21 protein-coding genes are annotated in these 20,536 nt (G+C 60.8%); 5 read left to right on the plus strand and 16 right to left on the minus strand.

What is annotated here, in order from left to right; all coding sequences use genetic code 11:
- The first annotated feature begins 191 nt into the window (after window positions 1-191).
- Window positions 192-3,542: a carbamoyl-phosphate synthase large subunit gene (gene carB, locus PSJ8397_RS10955; RefSeq protein ID WP_085864644.1), complete on the plus strand. Its 3,351-nt coding sequence runs from the start codon at window positions 192-194 to the stop codon at window positions 3,540-3,542.
- 130 nt (window positions 3,543-3,672) lie between these two features.
- Here carB and PSJ8397_RS16885 read toward each other — a convergent pair whose 3' ends face one another.
- The 3 genes from PSJ8397_RS16885 to PSJ8397_RS10970 form a co-directional block, all read right to left on the minus strand.
- Window positions 3,673-4,074: a hypothetical protein gene (locus tag PSJ8397_RS16885; protein WP_143515441.1), complete on the minus strand. Its 402-nt coding sequence runs from the start codon at window positions 4,072-4,074 to the stop codon at window positions 3,673-3,675.
- Window positions 4,075-4,089: 15 nt separating this feature from the next.
- Window positions 4,090-4,557: a Panacea domain-containing protein gene (locus PSJ8397_RS10965; RefSeq protein ID WP_143515442.1), complete on the minus strand. Its 468-nt coding sequence runs from the start codon at window positions 4,555-4,557 to the stop codon at window positions 4,090-4,092.
- Between the two features lie 165 nt (window positions 4,558-4,722).
- A complete protein-coding gene (locus tag PSJ8397_RS10970) occupies window positions 4,723-5,163 on the minus strand; it encodes a BrnA antitoxin family protein (RefSeq protein ID WP_159453132.1) in 441 nt (146 codons plus the stop codon).
- A gap of 176 nt (window positions 5,164-5,339) precedes the next feature.
- On the opposite strand from PSJ8397_RS10970, the gene PSJ8397_RS10975 reads away from it, so the two are divergent.
- On the plus strand, window positions 5,340-6,461 hold the full coding sequence (locus PSJ8397_RS10975; protein WP_085864648.1) for a beta-ketoacyl-ACP synthase III: 1,122 nt from the start codon (window positions 5,340-5,342) through the stop codon (window positions 6,459-6,461).
- A 170-nt stretch (window positions 6,462-6,631) separates the two neighbouring features.
- Here PSJ8397_RS10975 and arsH read toward each other — a convergent pair whose 3' ends face one another.
- Together arsH and PSJ8397_RS10985 are read right to left on the minus strand one after the other, a co-directional pair.
- Window positions 6,632-7,324, minus strand: coding sequence for an arsenical resistance protein ArsH (gene arsH / locus PSJ8397_RS10980; RefSeq protein ID WP_200811313.1), 693 nt, complete (start codon window positions 7,322-7,324; stop codon window positions 6,632-6,634).
- A 16-nt stretch (window positions 7,325-7,340) separates the two neighbouring features.
- Entirely contained in the window at window positions 7,341-7,793 is a 453-nt protein-coding gene (locus tag PSJ8397_RS10985; protein ID WP_085864649.1) for a phage regulatory CII family protein, read from the minus strand.
- 310 nt (window positions 7,794-8,103) lie between these two features.
- Between PSJ8397_RS10985 and PSJ8397_RS10990 the strand changes: the two genes are divergently transcribed.
- Entirely contained in the window at window positions 8,104-8,700 is a 597-nt protein-coding gene (locus PSJ8397_RS10990; protein WP_085864650.1) for a thymidine kinase, read from the plus strand.
- A 113-nt stretch (window positions 8,701-8,813) separates the two neighbouring features.
- Here the strand turns inward: PSJ8397_RS10990 and PSJ8397_RS10995 are convergent, their stop codons facing one another.
- From PSJ8397_RS10995 to PSJ8397_RS11010, 4 genes are all read right to left on the minus strand, one after another.
- The gene (locus PSJ8397_RS10995) at window positions 8,814-9,761 is read right to left on the minus strand and encodes a 2-hydroxyacid dehydrogenase (protein WP_085864651.1); all 948 of its coding nucleotides are present in this window, start codon (window positions 9,759-9,761) and stop codon (window positions 8,814-8,816) included.
- The gene (locus PSJ8397_RS11000; protein WP_085864652.1) at window positions 9,755-10,093 is read right to left on the minus strand and encodes a tRNA-binding protein; all 339 of its coding nucleotides are present in this window, start codon (window positions 10,091-10,093) and stop codon (window positions 9,755-9,757) included. The genes PSJ8397_RS10995 and PSJ8397_RS11000 overlap by 7 nt, the downstream gene beginning before the upstream one ends.
- Complete coding sequence (gene proC / locus PSJ8397_RS11005) at window positions 10,086-10,901, minus strand: pyrroline-5-carboxylate reductase (protein ID WP_085864653.1); 816 nt, start codon at window positions 10,899-10,901, stop codon at window positions 10,086-10,088. The genes PSJ8397_RS11000 and proC overlap by 8 nt, the downstream gene beginning before the upstream one ends.
- Before the next feature lie 77 nt (window positions 10,902-10,978).
- Entirely contained in the window at window positions 10,979-11,482 is a 504-nt protein-coding gene (locus tag PSJ8397_RS11010) for a type III secretion system chaperone family protein (RefSeq protein ID WP_085864654.1), read from the minus strand.
- Window positions 11,483-11,768: 286 nt separating this feature from the next.
- On the opposite strand from PSJ8397_RS11010, the gene PSJ8397_RS11015 reads away from it, so the two are divergent.
- Entirely contained in the window at window positions 11,769-12,803 is a 1,035-nt protein-coding gene (locus PSJ8397_RS11015; RefSeq protein ID WP_085864655.1) for a M42 family metallopeptidase, read from the plus strand.
- A gap of 4 nt (window positions 12,804-12,807) precedes the next feature.
- Here PSJ8397_RS11015 and PSJ8397_RS11020 read toward each other — a convergent pair whose 3' ends face one another.
- The 4 genes from PSJ8397_RS11020 to PSJ8397_RS11030 all read right to left on the minus strand — a co-directional run bounded on the left by PSJ8397_RS11020 (window position 12,808) and on the right by PSJ8397_RS11030 (window position 16,353).
- Window positions 12,808-13,596, minus strand: coding sequence for an NAD(P)/FAD-dependent oxidoreductase (locus PSJ8397_RS11020; protein WP_235000693.1), 789 nt, complete (start codon window positions 13,594-13,596; stop codon window positions 12,808-12,810).
- Window positions 13,577-13,855, minus strand: a complete 279-nt coding sequence (locus PSJ8397_RS17230) for a hypothetical protein (protein WP_235000694.1) — start codon at window positions 13,853-13,855, stop codon at window positions 13,577-13,579. The genes PSJ8397_RS11020 and PSJ8397_RS17230 overlap by 20 nt, the downstream gene beginning before the upstream one ends.
- Window positions 13,856-13,921: 66 nt before the next feature.
- Window positions 13,922-14,941 (minus strand): YcjF family protein, encoded by a 1,020-nt coding sequence (locus PSJ8397_RS11025; RefSeq protein WP_085864656.1) that lies wholly within the window; start codon window positions 14,939-14,941, stop codon window positions 13,922-13,924.
- Window positions 14,938-16,353 carry a YcjX family GTP-binding protein gene (locus PSJ8397_RS11030; RefSeq protein WP_085864882.1) on the minus strand — a complete coding sequence of 472 codons (1,416 nt, stop codon included), beginning with the start codon at window positions 16,351-16,353 and terminating at the stop codon, window positions 14,938-14,940. The genes PSJ8397_RS11025 and PSJ8397_RS11030 overlap by 4 nt, the downstream gene beginning before the upstream one ends.
- A 106-nt stretch (window positions 16,354-16,459) precedes the next feature.
- On the opposite strand from PSJ8397_RS11030, the gene truA reads away from it, so the two are divergent.
- Window positions 16,460-17,236, plus strand: a complete 777-nt coding sequence (gene truA, locus PSJ8397_RS11035; RefSeq protein ID WP_085864657.1) for a tRNA pseudouridine(38-40) synthase TruA — start codon at window positions 16,460-16,462, stop codon at window positions 17,234-17,236.
- On the opposite strand, the gene PSJ8397_RS11040 is transcribed toward truA, so the two are convergent.
- The 3 genes from PSJ8397_RS11040 to PSJ8397_RS11050 all read right to left on the minus strand — a co-directional run bounded on the left by PSJ8397_RS11040 (window position 17,233) and on the right by PSJ8397_RS11050 (window position 20,448).
- The gene (locus tag PSJ8397_RS11040; protein WP_085864658.1) at window positions 17,233-17,700 is read right to left on the minus strand and encodes a DUF3726 domain-containing protein; all 468 of its coding nucleotides are present in this window, start codon (window positions 17,698-17,700) and stop codon (window positions 17,233-17,235) included. The two genes, truA and PSJ8397_RS11040, sit on opposite strands and share 4 nt — an antisense overlap.
- Window positions 17,697-19,343 carry a hypothetical protein gene (locus tag PSJ8397_RS11045; RefSeq protein WP_085864659.1) on the minus strand — a complete coding sequence of 549 codons (1,647 nt, stop codon included), beginning with the start codon at window positions 19,341-19,343 and terminating at the stop codon, window positions 17,697-17,699. The genes PSJ8397_RS11040 and PSJ8397_RS11045 overlap by 4 nt, the downstream gene beginning before the upstream one ends.
- A 121-nt stretch (window positions 19,344-19,464) precedes the next feature.
- The gene (locus PSJ8397_RS11050; protein WP_085864660.1) at window positions 19,465-20,448 is read right to left on the minus strand and encodes a membrane dipeptidase; all 984 of its coding nucleotides are present in this window, start codon (window positions 20,446-20,448) and stop codon (window positions 19,465-19,467) included.
- Between the last annotated feature and the right edge of the window lie 88 nt (window positions 20,449-20,536).

The raw sequence follows: 20,536 nt of genomic DNA on the forward strand, positions 1-20,536 counted from the left end.
GCGCTCCTGTCTGTCAGTTGGACGTGACATGATACGTGTGGCGCCTGCGTTTGGTTCCCGCGCCTGTGACCAAAAACCGAAAAATACCCCACCACCGGTTGCCATTGCCCCTTGCGCCAGCTTGGCCGTTCCCTATAACGCGGACAATTTGAAAAAATCCCAGCACTTGGGACTACAATGGGGGCGCTGCCATGCCAAAGAGAACCGACATCCAGTCGATCATGATCATTGGTGCGGGGCCCATTGTCATCGGGCAAGCCTGCGAATTTGACTACTCCGGCGCGCAAGCCTGCAAGGCCCTGCGTGAGGAAGGCTACCGCGTCATCCTCGTCAACTCCAACCCCGCCACCATCATGACGGACCCTGGGCTGGCCGATGCCACCTACATCGAGCCCATCACGCCAGAGACCGTCGCCAAAATCATCGAAAAAGAACGCCCCGACGCGCTCTTGCCCACCATGGGCGGGCAGACGGGCCTGAACACGTCCTTGGCACTGGCCGACATGGGCGTGCTGGAAAAATACGGCGTTGAGATGATCGGCGCCAAACGCGAAGCCATCGAAATGGCCGAAGACCGCCAGCTGTTCCGTGAGGCGATGGACCGTCTGGGCATCGAAAACCCCAAGGCCACCATCGTCACAGCCCCCACGCTGGACAAAGACGCCGCCCGCGTGACGGATAAATTCGACATCAATGAAGGCCTGCGTCTGGCCATGGACGCGCTCGAAGACATCGGCCTTCCGGCGATCATCCGCCCCGCCTTCACGTTGGGCGGCACCGGCGGCGGCGTGGCCTACAACCGCGAAGACTACGAACATTTCTGCCGCACAGGCATGGAGGCGTCGCCCGTGGCGCAGATCCTCGTCGACGAATCTCTGCTCGGCTGGAAAGAATACGAGATGGAGGTCGTCCGCGACACTGCCGACAACGCCATCATCGTCTGTTCCATCGAAAACGTGGACCCCATGGGCGTACACACAGGCGACAGCATCACCGTGGCTCCGGCGCTCACGTTGACCGACAAAGAATATCAGATCATGCGCACGCACAGCATCAACGTGCTGCGTGAAATCGGCGTGGAAACCGGCGGGTCCAACGTGCAATGGGCCGTGAACCCCGCCGATGGCCGCATGGTCGTCATCGAAATGAACCCCCGCGTGTCGCGCTCCTCCGCGCTGGCCTCCAAGGCGACGGGCTTTCCCATCGCCAAGATCGCCGCCAAGCTCGCCGTGGGCTTCACCTTGGATGAGCTCGACAACGACATCACCGGAGTCACGCCTGCGTCGTTTGAACCCTCCATCGACTACGTCGTCACCAAAATCCCACGCTTCGCGTTTGAGAAGTTCCCAGGCTCCGAACCCTATCTGACCACCGCCATGAAATCCGTGGGCGAGGTCATGGCCATCGGCCGCACCTTCCACGAAAGCATGCAAAAGGCGCTGGCGTCGATGGAAAACGGCCTGACGGGCTTTGATGAGATCGAAATCGAAGGAGCACCCGACCGCGCCGCCATCACCAAAGCACTGGCCAAACAAACCCCCGACCGCATCCGCGTCATCGCCCAAGCCATGCGCCATGGGCTCAGCAACGAAGACATTCAGGCGGTCACGTCCTTTGATCCGTGGTTCCTCGACCGGTTCCGCGAAATCATCGACGCGGAAGAGGGTGTTAAGTCGGGTGGCCTGCCCACCGGCACCTCCGCCCTGCGGTCCCTCAAAATGCTGGGCTTCACCGACGCCCGTCTGGCCAGCCTTGCGGGTCACAGCGAAGCTGAGGTTCGCAAGGCCCGTCTTGATGCAGGCGTGAAGGCGGTCTTCAAACGCATCGACACCTGCGCGGCAGAATTTGAGGCCCAGACCCCCTACATGTATTCCACCTACGAGGCCCCGATGATGGGCGACGTGGAATGTGAGGCGCGACCCTCAGACCGCAAAAAGGTCGTCATCCTGGGCGGTGGCCCCAACCGTATCGGCCAAGGGATCGAATTTGACTATTGCTGCTGCCACGCCTGTTTCGCCCTGACCGATCAGGGCTATGAAACGATCATGGTCAACTGCAACCCTGAGACAGTGTCGACCGACTACGACACCTCTGATCGTCTCTATTTCGAACCGCTGACGTTTGAAAATGTCATGGAAATTCTGCGGGTTGAGCAGGAAAACGGCACGCTGCACGGCGTTATCGTCCAGTTCGGCGGCCAGACCCCCCTCAAGATCGCGGGGGCGCTGCACGACGCAGGCATCCCCATCCTCGGCACCTCACCCGACAGCATCGACTGGGCCGAAGACCGCGAACGGTTTCAGGCGCTCGTGAACGACCTGAACCTCAAACAGCCCAAAAACGGCATCGCCTCCACCGATGATGAGGCGATGAAAATCGCGGAAGACATCGGCTTCCCCCTCGTCATCCGCCCCTCTTACGTGCTGGGTGGCCGCGCCATGGAAATCGTCCGCGACATGGCCCAACTGGAACGCTACATCGCCGAGGCCGTTGTGGTCTCCGGCGACAGCCCCGTCCTGCTGGACAGCTACCTCTCCGGCGCGGTTGAGGTGGACGTCGATTGCCTCAGCGACGGCAAAGACACCCACGTCGCAGGCATCATGCAGCACATCGAAGAGGCAGGTGTGCACTCCGGTGACAGCGCCTGCTGCCTGCCGCCCCACACCCTGCCCGCAGACATCATCGCGGAAATCAAACGTCAAACCCGCGAACTGGCATTGGCCCTCAAAGTCGTGGGCCTGATGAACGTGCAATTCGCCGTCAAAGACGGTGCGGTTTATCTGATCGAGGTCAATCCTCGCGCCTCCCGCACTGTCCCCTTCGTCGCCAAAGCCACCGATAGCGCCGTCGCCTCCATCGCCGCGCGCCTCATGGCCGGTGAGCCTCTGTCCAACTTCCCGCTGCGCGAACCCTACGCTCCCGCCGACGATCCGATGGACGTCATGCCGCTCGGCAACCCCTTTACCTTGGCCGACCCGCACACCCCGTGGTTCTCCGTGAAAGAGGCCGTGCTGCCCTTCAACCGCTTCCCCGGGGTCGACACAATCCTGGGCCCCGAAATGCGCTCCACCGGCGAAGTCATGGGCTGGGCGCGGTCATTCGACCGCGCGTTTCTGAAGGCGCAAATGGGCGCGGGCGTCGATCTGCCCACGTCCGGCACGGTCTTCCTGTCCATCAAAGACACCGACAAAACCGACCAACTGGTTGAGACCGCCCAGATCCTCGCAGGCCTCGGCATGTCGCTCTGCGCCACCAAAGGCACGGCCAGCTGGCTCAAGGACCGCGGGATCGACACGGCAGTCGTCAACAAAGTGTACGAAGGCGGCCGCACCGTGGCGGATCTGCTGAAGGACGGCGAAATCGCGCTGGTGATGAATTCCACCGAAGGCACAGCCGCCGTCGAAGACAGCCGCTCCATCCGCGCCATCGCCCTGGCCGACCGCATCCCCTACTACACCACGCTGGCCGGGAGCCACGCAGCAGCACTGGCGATCAAGGCGAAGGTTGAGGGGGACGTGAGGGTCAGGGCGTTACAGGGGTGAACGACTGACCGAGCCTCGCTCGGCAATCGGTCCAGTGGACCGATTGTGTGGTTCACGGGCGGAGCCACGGAAAGTCTACGGGGTGTCTAAGCCGAAGCAAGTTGGTGCCGTGCATCTCAAAGATGCATACTTAATCCCCAAGTGCCCTAACTACAGGACTCAAGAACGACTTTTCGTCGTCCTTCGCGTCAACCACGCCAGCAAGAAAAACGCCTCTGAGAACGAATACCGTAATAATTGTTATGGACAGAATTGGACCGCCAAAAAGAGCGACCTGAGCTGTATCGGATATCGTTGTAAAATCATGCTCAAGAAAAATTAGAAGCAGCAAAACGAACAGCAGAAGAGCCATACCACCAACGACAGCGATCGCATGAGAAAACGCTTGTCTTCTGAGAGAATTTGTCAAGGTCGCGCGTTGTACCCTTGCAGACCGAAGTTCAGCTTCTGCGTCGAGGTTTTTGACCGCGGGTTCATTTGCGAAATCAACTTCCGCCTCAGCGGAAGACGAATACGGTAACTTATTGCTCACTCAAAAACACCAAACTCATTTCCGCTTCTTCGCCGTCTCGCGCTTTTGCTTGTAGTGCGAACGAATAAGGTCGTTTCCAATCGGTGCGAAAAAACCATATTCCCTGCTTGCAACGTCCCACGGTCCATTGGATTCGTGAGTTATATCTGACAATTTGAATGCGGGCATATGCCCATATATTTCGTAGATTTCTTCGAGAAGCGACAGTTGATCTTCGTTCAAGTCCGCTGAGTCAAACATCGGAGAGGGATTTTGAAGTGTTACACCTTGCCCACGAAACTCATTATAAACGTCTGGAATGACAGGACCAAATTTCCACGCTTCAATTCGGTTTCGAAAGAGAGGCTCGTCATATATCTCCAAATGCCAGCCATGGCTGATATAAACTAACTTAAGCAGTTCCATTATCGAAAGGCGATCACCTTTCGATTCGCTGGTCTCGATGAACCAGTTTGCTACAGATCTCGCATCAACGGCGATCAAAACGCTGCTCCCATTACTCTGTGATATATCGTGCAATGAAACACTTTTGCAATAGCAAAAGAACAAAAAGAGAACATTTTAGCTGCTCCTCGCGCTCGCCGCCTGTTGCTCTCACCCAACAGCCGATGGCCCCCCTTCCCCCATCACCACCCTCTCCCGCACGCATCACCGCACACCCTCCCCCGCAACCCGCCGCTCTGCCTTCTCATCTTCCACCGCAAAATCCCCCCACTCCGGCCTGTTGCGCGCGTGGGCCAGCACCTCGTCGGGCTTCGTGATGTAATCCATCGTGTCCGGCCCATCGATCAGCTTGGCCAACCGGAAGTACATGAACGCCTGCAGCACGCGGTTCATCCTCTCCGCGTAGCCCGGCCCCATGTCCGCAAAAAACTTCACCACATTCGCATCCAGCCGCATCGTCACCTTGCGGCGTTTGGGGTCGCGCCGGTCCTGGTCTTTCCAGATGGTATGCCACTCCACCGGGATCGCGCGGGTCTGGCTCAGGTGGCCCATCATATCCGCCTCAAACATGCGCATGGCGTCCACGCCAAAGCCCCAGTGTTTGCGCTCAGTCTTGGTCATCTTTTCAGGGTCAAGTTCGTTCATATCCGCGTCTCCTTTCCCCCAACCTGCGCCCAAAGGGTTAACGAAACCGCAGCACGCCGCGCTGGCCCCGTTGCCATACGCCAGCCATACGCCTGCCATACGCAAACCATACGCCCCGTCACGCTTGCATTTCTGGGGTGAACAGGCTCAGATGTCGGCCAGCTTGGGGGACCGAAATGTATTCAGCAGCCATCACCGGATCGGGCGTTTTCACACCCGAACACGTCATCACGAACGACGAACTCGTCGCCGCATTCAACGCCTATGCGGATGTTTACAATGCTGAAAACGCTTCACAAATCGCCGCCGGAGAGGTCGAGGCAAAGCCGCATTCGTCGTCCGATTTCATCCTTGCAGCCTCCGGCATCGAACGGCGCTATGTGCTTGATAAAACGGGCGTTCTCGACCCAACCCGCATGTACCCCAACCTGCCCGCCCGCGCCGATGACGAACCCAGCCTGATGGCCGAAATGGCCGCCGACGCCGCCCTGCAGGCCTTGGCCCAGGCGGGCCGCGCCGCAGGCGATGTGGACGCCGTGCTCTGTGCGGCATCCAACCACGAACGCGCCTACCCTGCCATCGCGGTCGAGATCCAGAAAATGCTGGATATTCAAGGCTTTGCTTTTGATATGAACGTCGCCTGTTCCTCGGCCACCTTTGGCATTCAGACCGCCACGGATATGATCCGCGCGGGCTCCATCCGGTCCGCCCTCGTGGTCTGCCCTGAAATCTGCTCCGCCCACCTCGAATGGCGCGACCGCGACTGTCACTTCATCTTCGGAGACGTGGCCACAGCCCTTTTGATCGAACGGGACGACGCCCTCCAAACCCCTCATTTCAAGGTAAAATCCACGCGACTGGCCACAGAGTTTTCCAACAACATCCGCAACAACAACGGCTATCTGCGCCGCACCCGCGACCAGATGGAAGACCGCCGCGACATGCAATTCATGCAAAATGGCCGCAAGGTGTTCAAAGAAGTGCTGCCGCTGGTCAGCAAACACATCGCCACCCACATGGCAGACGAGGGCATAGCGGCCAATGATCTCAAACGGTTATGGCTGCATCAGGCCAACAAATCGATGAACGACTACATCGGCAAAAAGGTCCTTGGCCGCACGCCCGAGGACGGTGAACAACCCAACATCCTGCAAGACTACGCCAACACCTCCTCCGCAGGGTCCATCATCGCCTTTTCCAAATATTCCGAAGATTTGGCAGCCGGCGATCACGGGCTGATTTGCTCCTTCGGGGCTGGCTATTCCGTGGGCTCCGTCATCGTCAAAAAATCGGCCTGAGGGGCGGAAAACAACCGACCGACCGGCCCCGTCATGGCCCGTTAATCTTTTGGGCCCAAACTCACCTAAACGACCGATCCGGCTGTCTTTGTTTCAAAAATATCCCGGGGGAGGCCGCAGGCCGGGGGCAGCGCCCCTTTCAATCAGAATGACCCAGCCACCGCGGGGCGTCATGTAGTGACACGTGTGTGCACATCCTCAAGGGATTCGACCCGCTCAGAATACCGATCCACCAGCATGTCTTTGCGGCCACGCGTCATAATCGTAAAGCGCGCCAGCTCCTCCATCACATCCACAATGCGATTATAGAGGGAGGACGGCTTCATCCGGCCGTGTTCAAATTCCTTCCACGCCATGGGCACAGACGACTGGTTGGGGATGGTCACCATGCGCATCCAACGGCCCAGGATTCGCATCTGATTGACGGCGTTGAACGACTGCGACCCGCCGGACACCTGCATGACCGCCAAGGTCTTTCCTTGGGTCGGACGAATGCCACCGATGGGCGCGAGCGGCAGCCAATCGATTTGGGTTTTCATGATCCCCGTCAACGCGCCATGCCGTTCAGGCGACGACCAGACCATGCCTTCGGACCACAGCGCCAATTCGCGCAACTCCGACACTTTGGGATGATCTTCTGGCGCATCATCAGGCATGGGCAACCCGCTGGGATCAAAGACCTTTGTCTCACATCCCAGCGCCCGCAACACCCGCGCTCCTTCTTCTGCAGCAGCGCGTGAATAGCTGGTTTCGCGCAACGACCCGTAGAGCAACAAAATCCGCGGCGGATGCTTCGGCGCATCCGGCCCCGCCAGCGCCGCCACATCGAGGGGTTTCATCATCCCCTCGACGATATTGGGCATGTCGGAGGTGTCCAGATCAGCCACTTTCATCCTCAAGATGCAGCTTCATATCGATCAGCACTTTTTGCAGCTCGACCGTTTCGCGCAGCAGACGTTTGGCTTCGTTCACCGTAATGACGCCATCTTCGATGGATTGCTGATATTCCGACATCAGCATCGCGAACCGCTGGCTCAGCGCAATCACGTCGGAATTGATGCCCCCTTGCGAATTCTTGGGCGCGCTGTCTTTGTTCAGCGTACTGCCGTGCAATTCCGCCAAGGCGGATGTCACATGCGGATAGCTTGACGCGGCCTCAAGTTGGGCGACAGCGTCCACTGGCATGAATCTGTCCGAATGTTCTTCGGAATCAGAATAATAGCGGCCCAATGTCGCCTTGGATTTACCTGTCAATTCGCATGCGGGCTCAATCCCGACATCTTTGACAAGTGCTTCGGTGTGTTTCTTCAAATAGCTCCCGATGCCAGCCATACCAATAACCCCTTTTGTTGGTGGCGCGGGGAATGCCCCCAGCCTTTTCCCATAAACCAACCCATCCTGCCGTGACAGATATAGCCCTGTGTCGGGCTTTGAAAGCCTGAACATCACAAGGATCGGTGCCTTCGGGCGCTGAAGGGTCAAGGGGCCTAACCCCATCCTAGGCCAAAGGGGCACCCCCTCGCGGCTTCAGGTCCCTTGACCCGCTGTTTCGTAGGTCGGCGTTTTGCGCCCCATCCACTCACGGACGAAACTAACGCCGCAGACCCTTGCAACGGGGTCTGCGGCGGTCCAAACCGCTGATATGGCCAAACTGTATTTCAATTATTCGACAATGAACGCCGGCAAATCGACAGTGCTGTTGCAGGCCGCGCACAACTATTCCGAACGCGGGATGCAGACCTATTTGCTGACGGCGCAATTTGACAACCGCGGGGGCGAAGGCCGGATTGCCTCGCGGATTGGCATAGGGGCACAGGCCGATACCTTTGCCTTGTCAGACGATCTGTTCCGCAAGATCGAAGCCCGGTTGGCGCAAGGCCCCTGTGCCTGCGTGTTCGTGGATGAAGCGCAATTCCTCAGCGACGATCAAGTGTGGCAGTTGGCCCGCGCTGTGGATGATCTGGGGGTGCCTGTCATGGCCTACGGATTGCGGGTCGACTTCATGGGACAGTTGTTCCCTGGGTCCGCGACGCTTTTGGCGTTGGCCGATGAAATGCGCGAGGTGCGCACGATTTGTCATTGCGGTAAGAAGGCGACGATGGTTGTCCGATTGGACGGCAATGGCGATGTCGTCACCGGTGGCAATCAAGTGCAGATCGGGGGCAATGAAAGCTACGTCAGTCTGTGCCGGCGGCATTGGCGTGAGGCCATGAAGGACGGGGATGCCACCCTGGTTTAGGAGCCATTCCGCCTGCGGCTGGCGGGGGCAAAAATTTGAAAAATTTTTGCTTTCAAAATCTTTGCAAGATTTTGGCCTCCGGCGGGAGTTTTTTGGTCAGATGAAGGTCGGGCCTAGTTGACCCGTTGGGGCGGGTCACCCCCCTCAGCCCATGCGATGATATTGTCCAAAGCCATTTGCCCCATGGCCTGTCGGGTTTCCGCTGTAGCGGAGCCGAGGTGGGGCAGCAAAAAGGCATTGTCCAGAGCCCGAAGGCGGTCGGGCACGTGGGGTTCGTTTTCGTAGACGTCCAGGCCTGCGCCGGTGATCTGGTCGGTCTCCAAGGCCTCAATCAGGGCGATTTCGTCGACAACCTCACCCCGCGAGATATTGATGAAAATGCCGCTGGGTTTCATGGCGGCCAAGGCCGCAGCGTCGATGAGTTTTGTGGTCTCGGACCCGCCCGGAGTGGCCACGACGACGAAATCGGCAGCGGCCATGACGGCGTGCAGCCCGTCCAGTTGTTGCGCGGGCACGGCCGTTACTTTGGGGGAGCGGTTGTGGAACACCACGTTCATTCCAAACCCGTAGTGGCAACGGGCCGCAATGGCCTGACCGATGCGGCCCATACCGATGATGCCCACCGTTTTGCCCGTCACGTGGGTGCCCAGCAGGCCCTTGACGTCAAAGCCGCCCCATGCGCCCGACCGCACCATGCGTTCGCCTTCGCCCGCGCGCCGCGCGGTGCCCAGCAGCAGCGTCATGGCGATGTCGGCTGTGGCATCTGTCAGCACGTCGGGGGTGTTTGACACGATGACGTCTGCGGCGGCGGCGGCCTGTGTGTCGATGTGGTTGTACCCCACCCCGAAATTACCAAGCATCTTGGCGCGGATGTCGCCTGCGAATGCCTCAGCCGTGAACTGGTCGCCCAAGGTGGGCAGGATACAATCATAGGTGGCCAAAGCGGTGGCGCAGTCGGACACGGACATGGCGCCGCCCTCATGGAGGGTCACGTCGAATTTGGTGCGGGCTTGGTCCAACACGGGGGCTGCGATGGGGCGGGTGATCAACAGTTTCAGCACATGCGTTCTCCTACAGGGATGTCTTTGTCTGGCGCGATGAGGACAACGCCGCCGATCGGATCATGAGCGCCCAGCACCAGCACTTCGGACATGAACGGGCCGATCTGGCGCGGCGGGAAGTTGACCACGCCCATCACCTGTCGTCCTACGAGGGTTTCCGGCGTGTAGTGGGCTGTGATCTGGGCGGAGGTTTTGCGTTCGCCAATCTCAGGGCCGAAGTCGATCCACATCTTGATGGCGGGTTTGTGGGCCTCTGGAAAGGGTTCGGCGCGCAGGACACGGCCCACGCGGATGTCGACGGCTAGAAAATCGTCAAATGTGATCTCAGCCATTGGCGAGCTCCCTTGATCGGTCGGCGGCGGCTTTGACGGCGCGGCGCAGCAGTGCGGGAAAGCCGTTTGTTTCATCCATCAGCACCTCAAGTGCGGCCTGGGTGGTGCCATTCGGCGAGGTGACGTTGACGCGCAATTGGCTGGGGTCTTCGCTGGCGTCCTCTGCCAGCTGCCCTGCCCCGCCGACGGTCGCGCGGGCGAGGGTGAGGGCCAGATCGGCGGGCAGGCCCTCACCCTCGCCTGCTGCGGCGAGGGTTTCGATCAGGTGAAAAACATAGGCGGGGCCGGAGCCGCTGACGGCGGTGACGGCGTCCATCTGGCCCTCCTCTGTCAGCCGGACGACCTGCCCCACGGCGTGGAGCAACCCGTCCGCCATATCAACATCAGCGTCCGACACATGGGCGTTGCCGACAATGGCGGTGATGCCGCGTCCGATGGCGGCGGGGGTGTTTGGCATGGCCCGTATGATGGGGGTGGTGGCACCCAATGCGCCCTCGAACGCGGCGATAGGCGTGCCTGCGGCGACGGACAGGAAAACAGTGGACCCACCACCAAGGGCTGCCATGGCAGGCAATGCGTCGCCCATCATTTGCGGTTTGACCGCCACAAGCACCACGGCGGGCGCGTCGGGCAGATCCGTGTTGAGATGCACACCGGTCCCCCTCAACCAATCGGAGGGATACGGGTCCATCACCCAGACGGATGACGGGGGCAGACCGCCTTGCAGCCAGCCCGCCAACATCGCGGAGCCCATTTTTCCGCACCCCAGCAGGACAAGCCCGTCCCGCGCTATTCGATCCATCGACATGAAAAACCCTCTGCCTTGTTGAGGCAGACGTTAGGCCGCGCAAGACAGGGGGTCAAACGGTTGTCTGTGGGGGCACCTTAGGCGGTGCCGTAGGCCTCGGTGATGGCAATCTTGAGGGCCTCTTGCGGATCACGATCCGCCCATGTGACCAGTTGAAACGCGGGGTAGAAGCGTTCCGCACTGAGCACGGCGGCGTTGATCATCGTATCGATCTGTTCGGGGCTGGCTATCTGTTCGCCGGCCAGCACAAGGCCATAGCGGTAGACCATCAGCTGTTGTTCGCCCCAATAGGTGAACGCACCCGCCCAGCACATGTCGTTGGTACGGTTCAGACATTCATAAAGCGCAGGCAGCCGGTCGGCGGGCGGTTCCATTTCAAACGTGCAGATCAGCCGCAAGGTCTGGTCAAATGCGGACCACGCCAATGTAATGGAATAGGTGCGCCACTGGCCCTCGACCGCAAAGGCGATCTGGTCGTCGTGGATGCGGTCAAATTCCCAGTCATGGTGTTCGGCGATATGTTCCACCAGATCAATCGGGTGGATGTCTTCAACGCTGTCGAAATGTTCGGTGAGTGCCATGGGCCTGAACCCTCCTGTCCATCCAGAGCGCCCTGGCAGGGGCGGTATCTGGTGTTCTGCTCAAGGGAGTGGGTACATTGCCACACTCCTTACAATATATGGTGCGGCCTGAGGGGGCTTTGTGTAAAGTCTTTTCTTGGGGATAACCGACGTGTTGCGCAAAATATCGGGGGATAACAGAGGTTTTCTTGCGAATTTTCAGCGGTTTGTTAACCTTTTGCCCCCTCTTGCGGAGGCGCGCCGCCTTGGGCAGGGTGGCCGTACCACCTGATGGAAAGGCCCCCATATGAATACCGACCTGCTGAAAGACCTGTGCGAAACCCCCGGCGTGCCCGGCCATGAGGACCGCGTGCGCGACCTGATCAAGGGCCAGATTGAGGGGCTGTTTGATGAGGTCACGGTCGATCCGATGGGATCGCTGTTGTGCACCCGCCGCGCCGCCAAGGACGGCGCGCCAAAGATCATGTTGCTGTGCCATATGGACGAGATCGGCTTTTTGGTCAGCCATGTTAGCGACAAAGGCTATTTGTACCTGCAGCCCGTGGGCGGATTTGACCCGCGCAACCTGTTTTCGCGCCGCGTGCTTGTGTGCACCGATCAGGGCGATTTCAAAGGGGTGATGAACCCCAGCGGCAAGCCGATCCACATTTCATCGCCAGAGGATCGCAAGAAGATCCCCGAGGTGGGCGAATTCTTCGTCGATCTTGGCATGGGTGAGGCCGCCAAGGACGTCGTAAAAGTCGGTGATTTCGTGGTCATGGACGAGCCATTCATCGAGATTGGCGATAAATTCGTGTCCAAGGCGCTGGACAACCGCATTGCCTGCTGGCTGGGGGTTGAGGTGATGAAGGCGTTGGGCGACCGGGGCCGCGGGGCGGAGATTCACGTGGTCTTCACCTGTCAGGAGGAGGTCGGCCTGCGCGGGGCGCGGACCTCATCGCACCGTGTGCAGCCCGACATTGGCATTGGCATCGACACCACGCTGGCCTGCGACACGCCCGGCATTCCCGAACAGTTCAGCACCACGACCCAAGGGCGCGGATTTGGCCTGCATGTCCGCGACAGCAGCTTTATCGCGGACAGGGCCTTGGTGCGTGAGATTGAGGACATCGCCATCGCCCAAGACATCCCCTATCAACGCACGATGCTGGCCGCTGGTGGGCAGGATGGGGCGGCCGCACAACAGGCGGCATCTGGTGCTCGGGCCGTGGGGATCGTGGTGGGCACGCGGTATATCCACACGGTGACAGAGATGGTGCACAAGACCGATTTGCAGGCCGCTTTGGACATCCTGACAGCCTATCTGGCCGCTCAGGACTGAACGGTCAGCGGTTCACGAATTCCCAGACTTTGGACATCACAACGGAGCCTTCGCCCAGGGCGGAGGCCACCCGTTTCACGGACCCCGACCGCACATCGCCCACGGCGAAAATACCCGGATGGGACGTTTCATGCCCGCCCTTTTGGCTGATCACAAACCCCTTGTCGTCCAGATCCAATGTCTCGCCTTTGGCTTTGTTGCGGGTGGTGGCGCAGGTCAGGGCGCGGTCGCCGTGCAATGCCTCAAGTTCGATCTGGTAGTGGATGGTGATCGCGGGATCAGCCTGCAGACGTGACAGCAGATAATCGGACATGGAGGCGGCAAGGGTGTCACCGCGCACCAGCAGGTAAACATGTTTGGCCGTGCGGGACAGAAACATCGCCGCTTGGCCGGCTGAGTTGCCGCCGCCAATGACGACCACTTCGGTGTCGGAGCAATGGCGGGCCTCAATCTCGGTCGCGGCGCAATAAATGCCGATGCCCTCAAACGTCTTCAGCCGGTCGATGGGCAGACGCTGATATTGCACGTCCGTCGCCACGATGACCGACCGGGCGCAGACGATGGCATCATCGTCCATGGTGACGCAGAATATGCGATCGCTGTCACGCTTCTCAATCCTGGTCGCGCACCGCGGCACGGCGAACTTGGGGCCGAATTTCATCGCCTGCACCTCACCGCGCCACACCAGATCACCGCCCGAAATGCCCACGGGAAAGCCCATGTCATTCTCAATCCGGCTGGAGGTTCCGGCCTGCCAGCCGATGGTGTGGTCGTCAATCACCAGTGCTTTCATGCCCTCGGCGCCTGCATAGACGCCAGCGGCCAGGCCCGCGGGGCCACCACAGGGCTTTGGACCCGCTGAGAACGCTGATTTCGCCAAAGACCTGCGTGGGGGCCAAGGTGCCGTTGCGGTAGCGTTTGCCGGTGCGCGCATCGATCGCCTCGACCTCACCTGAAATGAGGCCGAGACATGCCTCAATCGGTTTGCCCATGTCCTGCAGGATATTGCCGGGCTGCAGGGTGCATCGCGTGCCCGCTGTGTCGCTGGCCACGACATGGGCATCGTACAGCGGCGTGCGGAGTATGGTGGCCAGATCGGCGGCGAGGCTTTACTTGGATTACTCCTGTGCAGTTGATCCAAACAGGCCGGTGAGGCTGCGTTTGATCAAGGATGTAACGCGCGGTTTGGGCTGGGCCACAAAGGGCAAAGGGCGGCAGACCTCCATTGCGGCGATGCCGACGCGGGCGGTCAGCGCGCCGTTGATGATGCCTTCGCCAAACCGGCGCGACACCTTGGACAAGACGCCCCCGCCTGCGACAGAACTGATCAGGTCATCGCCCACGGCCACAGCACCCGTGGCCACCAGATGCGACAGCACCTGCCGCGTCATGCGCCATGACCCCAAGGCGCCAGAGCGCCCACCGTAAATCTCGGCGATGCGCCGGATCATCCGCATGTTTGCTGTCAGCGCGGTAAAGACATCGGCCAGTGCCAGCGGTACAACGGCGGTGACGGTTGCGACCTGACGGGCGGCGGCCTCAATCTCTGCCCGGGCACGGGTGTCGAGGGGGGCGAGGATCGTGGTTTCCGCCAGCCCCAACAGGCCGTCAGCGTCAAAGATGTCCGCCTTGGCATCGGCAAAGGCGCTGCGGCCCCATGTGGTGTCGTCGCGGTTGCGATACAGGGCTGTGATCTGATCGGTCGTCGCGCGCGCTGCGGTCATGTCGGCATCGGCCAAGGCCTGTGCGGCGGCGGTCTGGATTTGATCCACACGACGCAGTCGCCCGAACGCGGCCAGTTCGCGCAGGGTGATCAGCGCCAACGTCAGGCAAAACAGCGCAATCAGCGCCGTGGCGACGTAGCCCAGTATGGGGCTGCGTGCGATAAGCCCCGTCACAAACTCCCACGCGGCGATGCCGCTGAAGAACACGATGATCGACACCAAAAGCCCCCAGAACCAGCGCGCCAACCGGTTGGGCGGGGAGGCCACCATTGCGGCGGCCTGTTGCATGGCGGCGGGGGCTGCGGGCGTCAGATCTGGCACGGGCGGGGCGGTGGCGGGGGAGGGTTCGGGCGCCTCTGCGTGCCCGTCGCCCACATCAAACATCACGGGGCCAAGGCGGGTGTCGTCTGTCATAACTTGTCCCCCAACAAAAATTGCGCGGCTTTGTCCAAACGGATGTGCGGCGGGCCTTCGTTTGGTTTGAGGGTCAGGGGTGCGGGGGCAAACGACATGACCTCATAATCCGCATCGAGCCAGTCCTGCGCGCCTTCGCGCGCGGGGGCCAGCAGATGGCGGGGGTCACTGGGCAACGGGCCGGGGTAGAAGGCGGCCTCGTTGCCCGCGCCCAAAAGCGTGCCGCGCACCACGCCCAAATCTGCGCCGTTGTGGCTGCGGCGTTCTTCGACGGTGGTGCGCAGGGCGGCGATGGACATGGCCTGTGTCTGCGCACCGGAGAAATCCGCGCGGTCCTTGGCATCGCGCAACAACGCCTCGGCGATGGCCGTCAGTTGCGGGTGCTGTTCGTGGTGCAGATGATCGGCCTTGGTTGCGGCAAACAGGATCCGGTCAATGCGGCGGCCTTGAAACAGGCGGCTGAGAAAGCTGTTCGTGCCGGGCCGGAAACTGCCCAGAATATCGGCCATGGCGTGGCGCATGTCTTCTACCGCACGGGGGCCTGCGTGGATGGCACCCAGCACGTCCACCAAGACAATCTGACGGTCGATCTTTGAGAAGTGGTCGCGAAAGAAGGGGCGCACGACGTTGCGCTTATAGCTTTCGTACCGCCTCTCAAATTCACGCCAGAGGGATTTGCGCGCGGGGCTGTCCACAGCTGGCAAGGGCGCAAAGGTCAAAACGGGGGAGCCGTCGAGGTCCCCGGGCAACAAGAACCGGCCCGGGGAGCAGTCGGAAAAGCCCGCCTCACGCGCGGTGCGCAAGTGCGCGGTAAAGGCAGTTGCCAAGGCCTGTGCATGTGGTTCGTCAAACCCAGCAGCGGGGTCCGTTTGGGCCAGTTGGGTCGTAAACTCTTCAGACGCGGGGCGCTGGGGCAGACGGTTCAGCGCCTCCGCCGACCAGGTGGCGAAATCCTTGTCCAGCAAGGCCAGATCCAGCAGCCATTCCCCGGGATAATCCACGATATCCAGATGCACCGTACGCGGGCCTTGCAGCCCTCCCAACAGACCGTTTGGCTGCACCTTGAGGGACAGACGAAGCTCTGACACGCGGTCCGTGCCCTCTGGCCAACGGGGGGAGGTGGCCGTCAGGTCCGCCAGATGTGCCTCATACGCGAAGCGGGCCACGGTATCATCCGGTTGGGGCTGAAGGTAGGCCGCATCAATCCGGCCCGAGGCCGCAGGGTGAAACTGCGCCATGCGCCCGCGGTTCAGCAGATTGGCCACAAGCGAGGTGATAAACACCGTTTTGCCCGCGCGGCTGAGGCCGGTGACGCCAAGGCGGATCACCTGATCCGTAAACGGGGCCGTCAGCGCGTCGGCCACGTCGCCCACCCGCCGCGTGATACCGTCTGCAAGTGTCGTTATACCCAAAACCGCCCCCTTCGTCGTCTGCGCCCAAGATAGGGACGCCGTGCGCGGTTGTGTAGACACCGCGTGGGGATTGATTTTGCCCGTCCACCCGCCTAAAGCGCGGACCATGCCCCGCTTTGCCCTGAAAATCGAATATGACGGCGCGCCCTTTGTGGGTTGGCAACGCCAAAAAGAGTTGCCGTCCGTGCAAGGCGCGATTGAGGCGGCCTTGGCCAAACTGGAACCCCGCGATCACACGATTGCCGCCGCAGGGCGGACGGATGCAGGTGTACATGGTTTGGGTCAGGTGGCCCATTGTGACATGGATAAAGACTGGTCGCCGGATCGATTAGCCGGTGCGTTGAACCATCATCTGCGCCCCAATCCGGTGGCGATTGTGGCCTGTGCACAGGTCGCAGACGATTGGCACGCGCGGTTTTCGGCCGTTGAACGGCGGTATCTGTTCCGGCTGGTGACGCGCCGCGCGCCCTTGGTGCTTGAGCGCGGGAAAGTCTGGCAGATCGGGCATTCTTTGGATGCGAAGGCAATGCAGGCGGGCGCTGATCGTTTGTTGGGCCGTCACGATTTCACGACGTTCCGGTCCTCCATCTGTCAGGCAGACAGCCCCCTGCGCACGCTGGATGAGTTGCGGGTTGAGGCCGTGACCCGCCAGGATGGTGCAAGGGAGGTCAATTTTCACGTCCGCGCGCGATCCTTCCTGCACAATCAGGTGCGCAGCTTTGTGGGCACCTTGGAACGCGTCGGCGCGGGCGCATGGTCGCCCGATGATGTGGCCACAGCCCTTGAGGCGCGAGACCGCGCGGCCTGCGGGCCCGTCTGCCCGCCCCATGGTCTTTATTTGGCGGGCGTGTCCTACCCCCACGATCCGTTCAACGGCGCCTAGTCGTTATCGGTGAGCCCGGCGCCCGCCCCCGCGGCACGGGACGCTTCGGTTTCAGGCACCAAAATCCGCGCGGCCATGTCATTGAGATGATCCAGCAGATCAGCCCGCACGGTACGGCGCCCCAAACGGTCGGGCGGCTGAACGGGATTGCCATGGGTCGATATCACAGCACCGCCTGATGTGACGTCAATCGACAAACGCGGATCATCACGGGCTGCCAAAAGGGCCGCAATCAAGGGCGCGTCTGCCGTGAGGGCCGTGGCCCGTCCATGGGCCAAGGCCGCATCAAATGCCTCAATAATCGCGCTGGCAGCACCGGTGTGACAGGGGCATTCCGTCAAGGCATTAAGGTCAAGGTAGCCGGTCGCTGCGGCCAAATCTTCGGCCACCCCCAAGGGGCACCCGCCCCCGCGTGCCGCCTTCAGGACAAGCGCCTCAATCTCATTCGCGGACAGCTGTGTCATGGGGCAAAGGTGGGCAACCACCAGTCGTCTGCGTGATCCAATTCATCCGCAAGTGGCGCGCCCTGACACAGGGTGATCCGCGTCCAACGGTCTGATTTCGGGTCAAATTTCGCCGCCCCAAAGAACGACAGCTTGCAGCGCAGCATATCGATCGGCAGACAGTCTTCCCCGATCAGATTGTCGCGAATCTCGGCATAAGGTGCAGTGGCCAGCGCCTGCACGCGGCGCACGGCGGTGCGGTGTTCAGGGCAGCGCGCCAACAAATCCGCAACCTTTTCATCCGCCCTGATATCTGCGGCCAGGCGGCAGACCTGACGGGCGATATCGAGGGGGCTTTCCAGCTCCCCGCCCGGTTCGGAATGCCGCAAGCCCAAACGAGGCTCCGCCTTGGATTGGGACACATACCAGAATTGATGACACGCGGCGGGGGCCTCATAATCACAGATCGCCCAGGCCCACTCTTGATCGATCAGCGCCGCCAGATCCGTCCCCAACATAGACGGGTCCAACCGCGCACGCCTGTCCGTGGCCATGTCATCCACTAAATCATCGACCAGCTCGCCGAAAGGTTCGATCAGCAGCGCGGCCAGACATTCCTGCGTGTCGGCCGAGAACGTCTCGGCCACCCGCATCAAACGGTCCGCGGGAAAGGCTCCGGCCATCACCTCAGGCGTCATGAGCGCCGCCACCTGCGGCCATTCCTGACGCATCCGGTCGATCCGCGATTGGCCAATGCAATCTACGACGTTCCATTCGGCCAGATGCTGTGCCGCCCGCATGGTCAGCCGGTAAAGGTCTTCAATCTGCGCGGACGTCAGAAACTCAACCGCACGCACGCGGGCCAGTGCCGTCTCACGCGCGGTGATCCACGCGTTTAGCAACATAGGGTGCGACACCAGAAAAGGCGCCATCCCAAGACCTGTCGAATTGCCGATGCCAAGGTGACGCTTCAAGCCGATGTCCAGCGTCGCCCCACCTACATGTTCCACCAAATCATGGGTGAACCCACGGATCAGCCAGACCGTCAGCATCTCGGCCATAAACGGCCCGTCCAATCCCAATCGGTCCGCAATACGGGATCTGTCCGCAATGCCAAACTTGCCGTTGCCATATACGGCGGTGGTGCGCATCAGATAGCCCGTGTCGCGCACCAGATCCGCATCCGGCTGCCGCCCTGCCTTCAACGCCTCAACAACATGGGAAAACAAACGGACCGACTTGTTAGCGCGACTAAGAACCAGATCACGGTCGGTGAACCGTGCGGCCTCTTGGCGGGGGGCTGTCGCCACAATCCTCGCGACCTCGGCCTCGGTCGGGACGCCGTCATACAGCACGTAGGCCGTGTCCCAGGCCGTTGCGATCACACGATCCGTCCGCTGGTCTGGGGGCAGATCAGTGGACACCGCCACCAGCGAATACGTGTGCCCCCCCAAACCGACTGAATAGACCGCGTGACCAAAACCCGCCGCATCCATCTGCCAGACAGGCCGCGAAACCTGCGCGCCCTCACGCGACAGTCGTCGCAACAGCGTACGCAAGAACGACAGCCGCGTGGGGAAAGACGCGCCCATCCGGCGCAAACGCATCACCCGTGCTGCAGGCCTCAGTGCATTTGCGGGCACATCATGACGGTCATCAAGCATAGACCAACCTCATGTTTCTTTGGGTCAAAAATACCTAAATTCTTCGGCCAGAGTGCGCAGGGCCAACCTCACCGGTCAAGCACCCCCAAAACAAAAAATGCGCTGCAGGCGCGCCTTTGGATCACGCCTGTTGCGGGGTGAAATTTTGTGCGTAAAAGCGGTACCAATTGTCGCCCATGATGCCATCGACCTCTGTCTCGGACAGGCCCACTGACGTCAGCCCTGCACGGATGTTTCCGAAGTGCCTGTTGTCTTCAAACCAATCCGGCATGGGCGGGAAGCCAGGGGCCGCGGCAGAGCCTTCTCCGTAGTCAATTTGCTTCGACCACCGACCCACCCGCATCCATTCCACAATGCTGTCCGGCTGATCCTGACACAGGTCTGTCCCAATCCCCAGATTTTCGGCCCCGTAGCGGTCTGCGGCCTCTGCCACCATCTGGCAAAAACTCTCTAGCGAACAGTCAGACCCCTCTTTGAGGTGATGCGGATAAACCGAGAACCCCAGCATCCCGCCCCGCGCCACAAGCGCACGCAGCACGTCATCCCCAAAATTGCGGCGGGCCGGATGCCACCAGCTGGGGTTGGCGTGGGTGATGGCGATGGGCCGCGCTGAGGCGTCGATGGCCTCACGCGTGGAACGATCGCCTGAATGGCTCATGTCCACGACCAGACCGACGCGGTTCATCTCTGCCACGGCTTGTTTGCCGAACCGTGTCAGGCCCGTGTCGTCCTCTTCATAACAGCCCGTCGCCAGCAAAGACTGGTTGTTATACGTCAACTGCATGAACCGCACGCCCAACTGGTGGACGATTTCGATCAAACCGATGTCGTCCTCAATGGGGCTGGGGTTCTGAAACCCAAAGAAAATCGCTGTGCGGCCAGTGGCGCGGGCGGCGTCAATGTCTGAGGCTTGGGTGCCGCGCATGATCAGATCGGCGTGGTCTTCGAACCGCCGGTTCCAGGCCTCAAGCTGCAAGACCATCTCGCGGAAGCTTTCGTGATAGGCGATGGTCACATGGACAGCATCCACGCCCCCCTCGCGCATCTGGCGAAAGATCTTTTCGGACCAATTGGCGTATTGCAGGTTATCGATCAGATACGTCATGGCGGCACCCTGCAATCGGTCTTGCAAAAATGCCAGTGCTTTTCACGACAAAAAGTGATCGGCGGTGGAACGCTTAGCCGTGTTTGGG

This window comes from Pseudooctadecabacter jejudonensis (genome assembly GCF_900172275.1).
Taxonomy (GTDB): Bacteria; Pseudomonadota; Alphaproteobacteria; order Rhodobacterales; family Rhodobacteraceae; genus Octadecabacter; species Octadecabacter jejudonensis.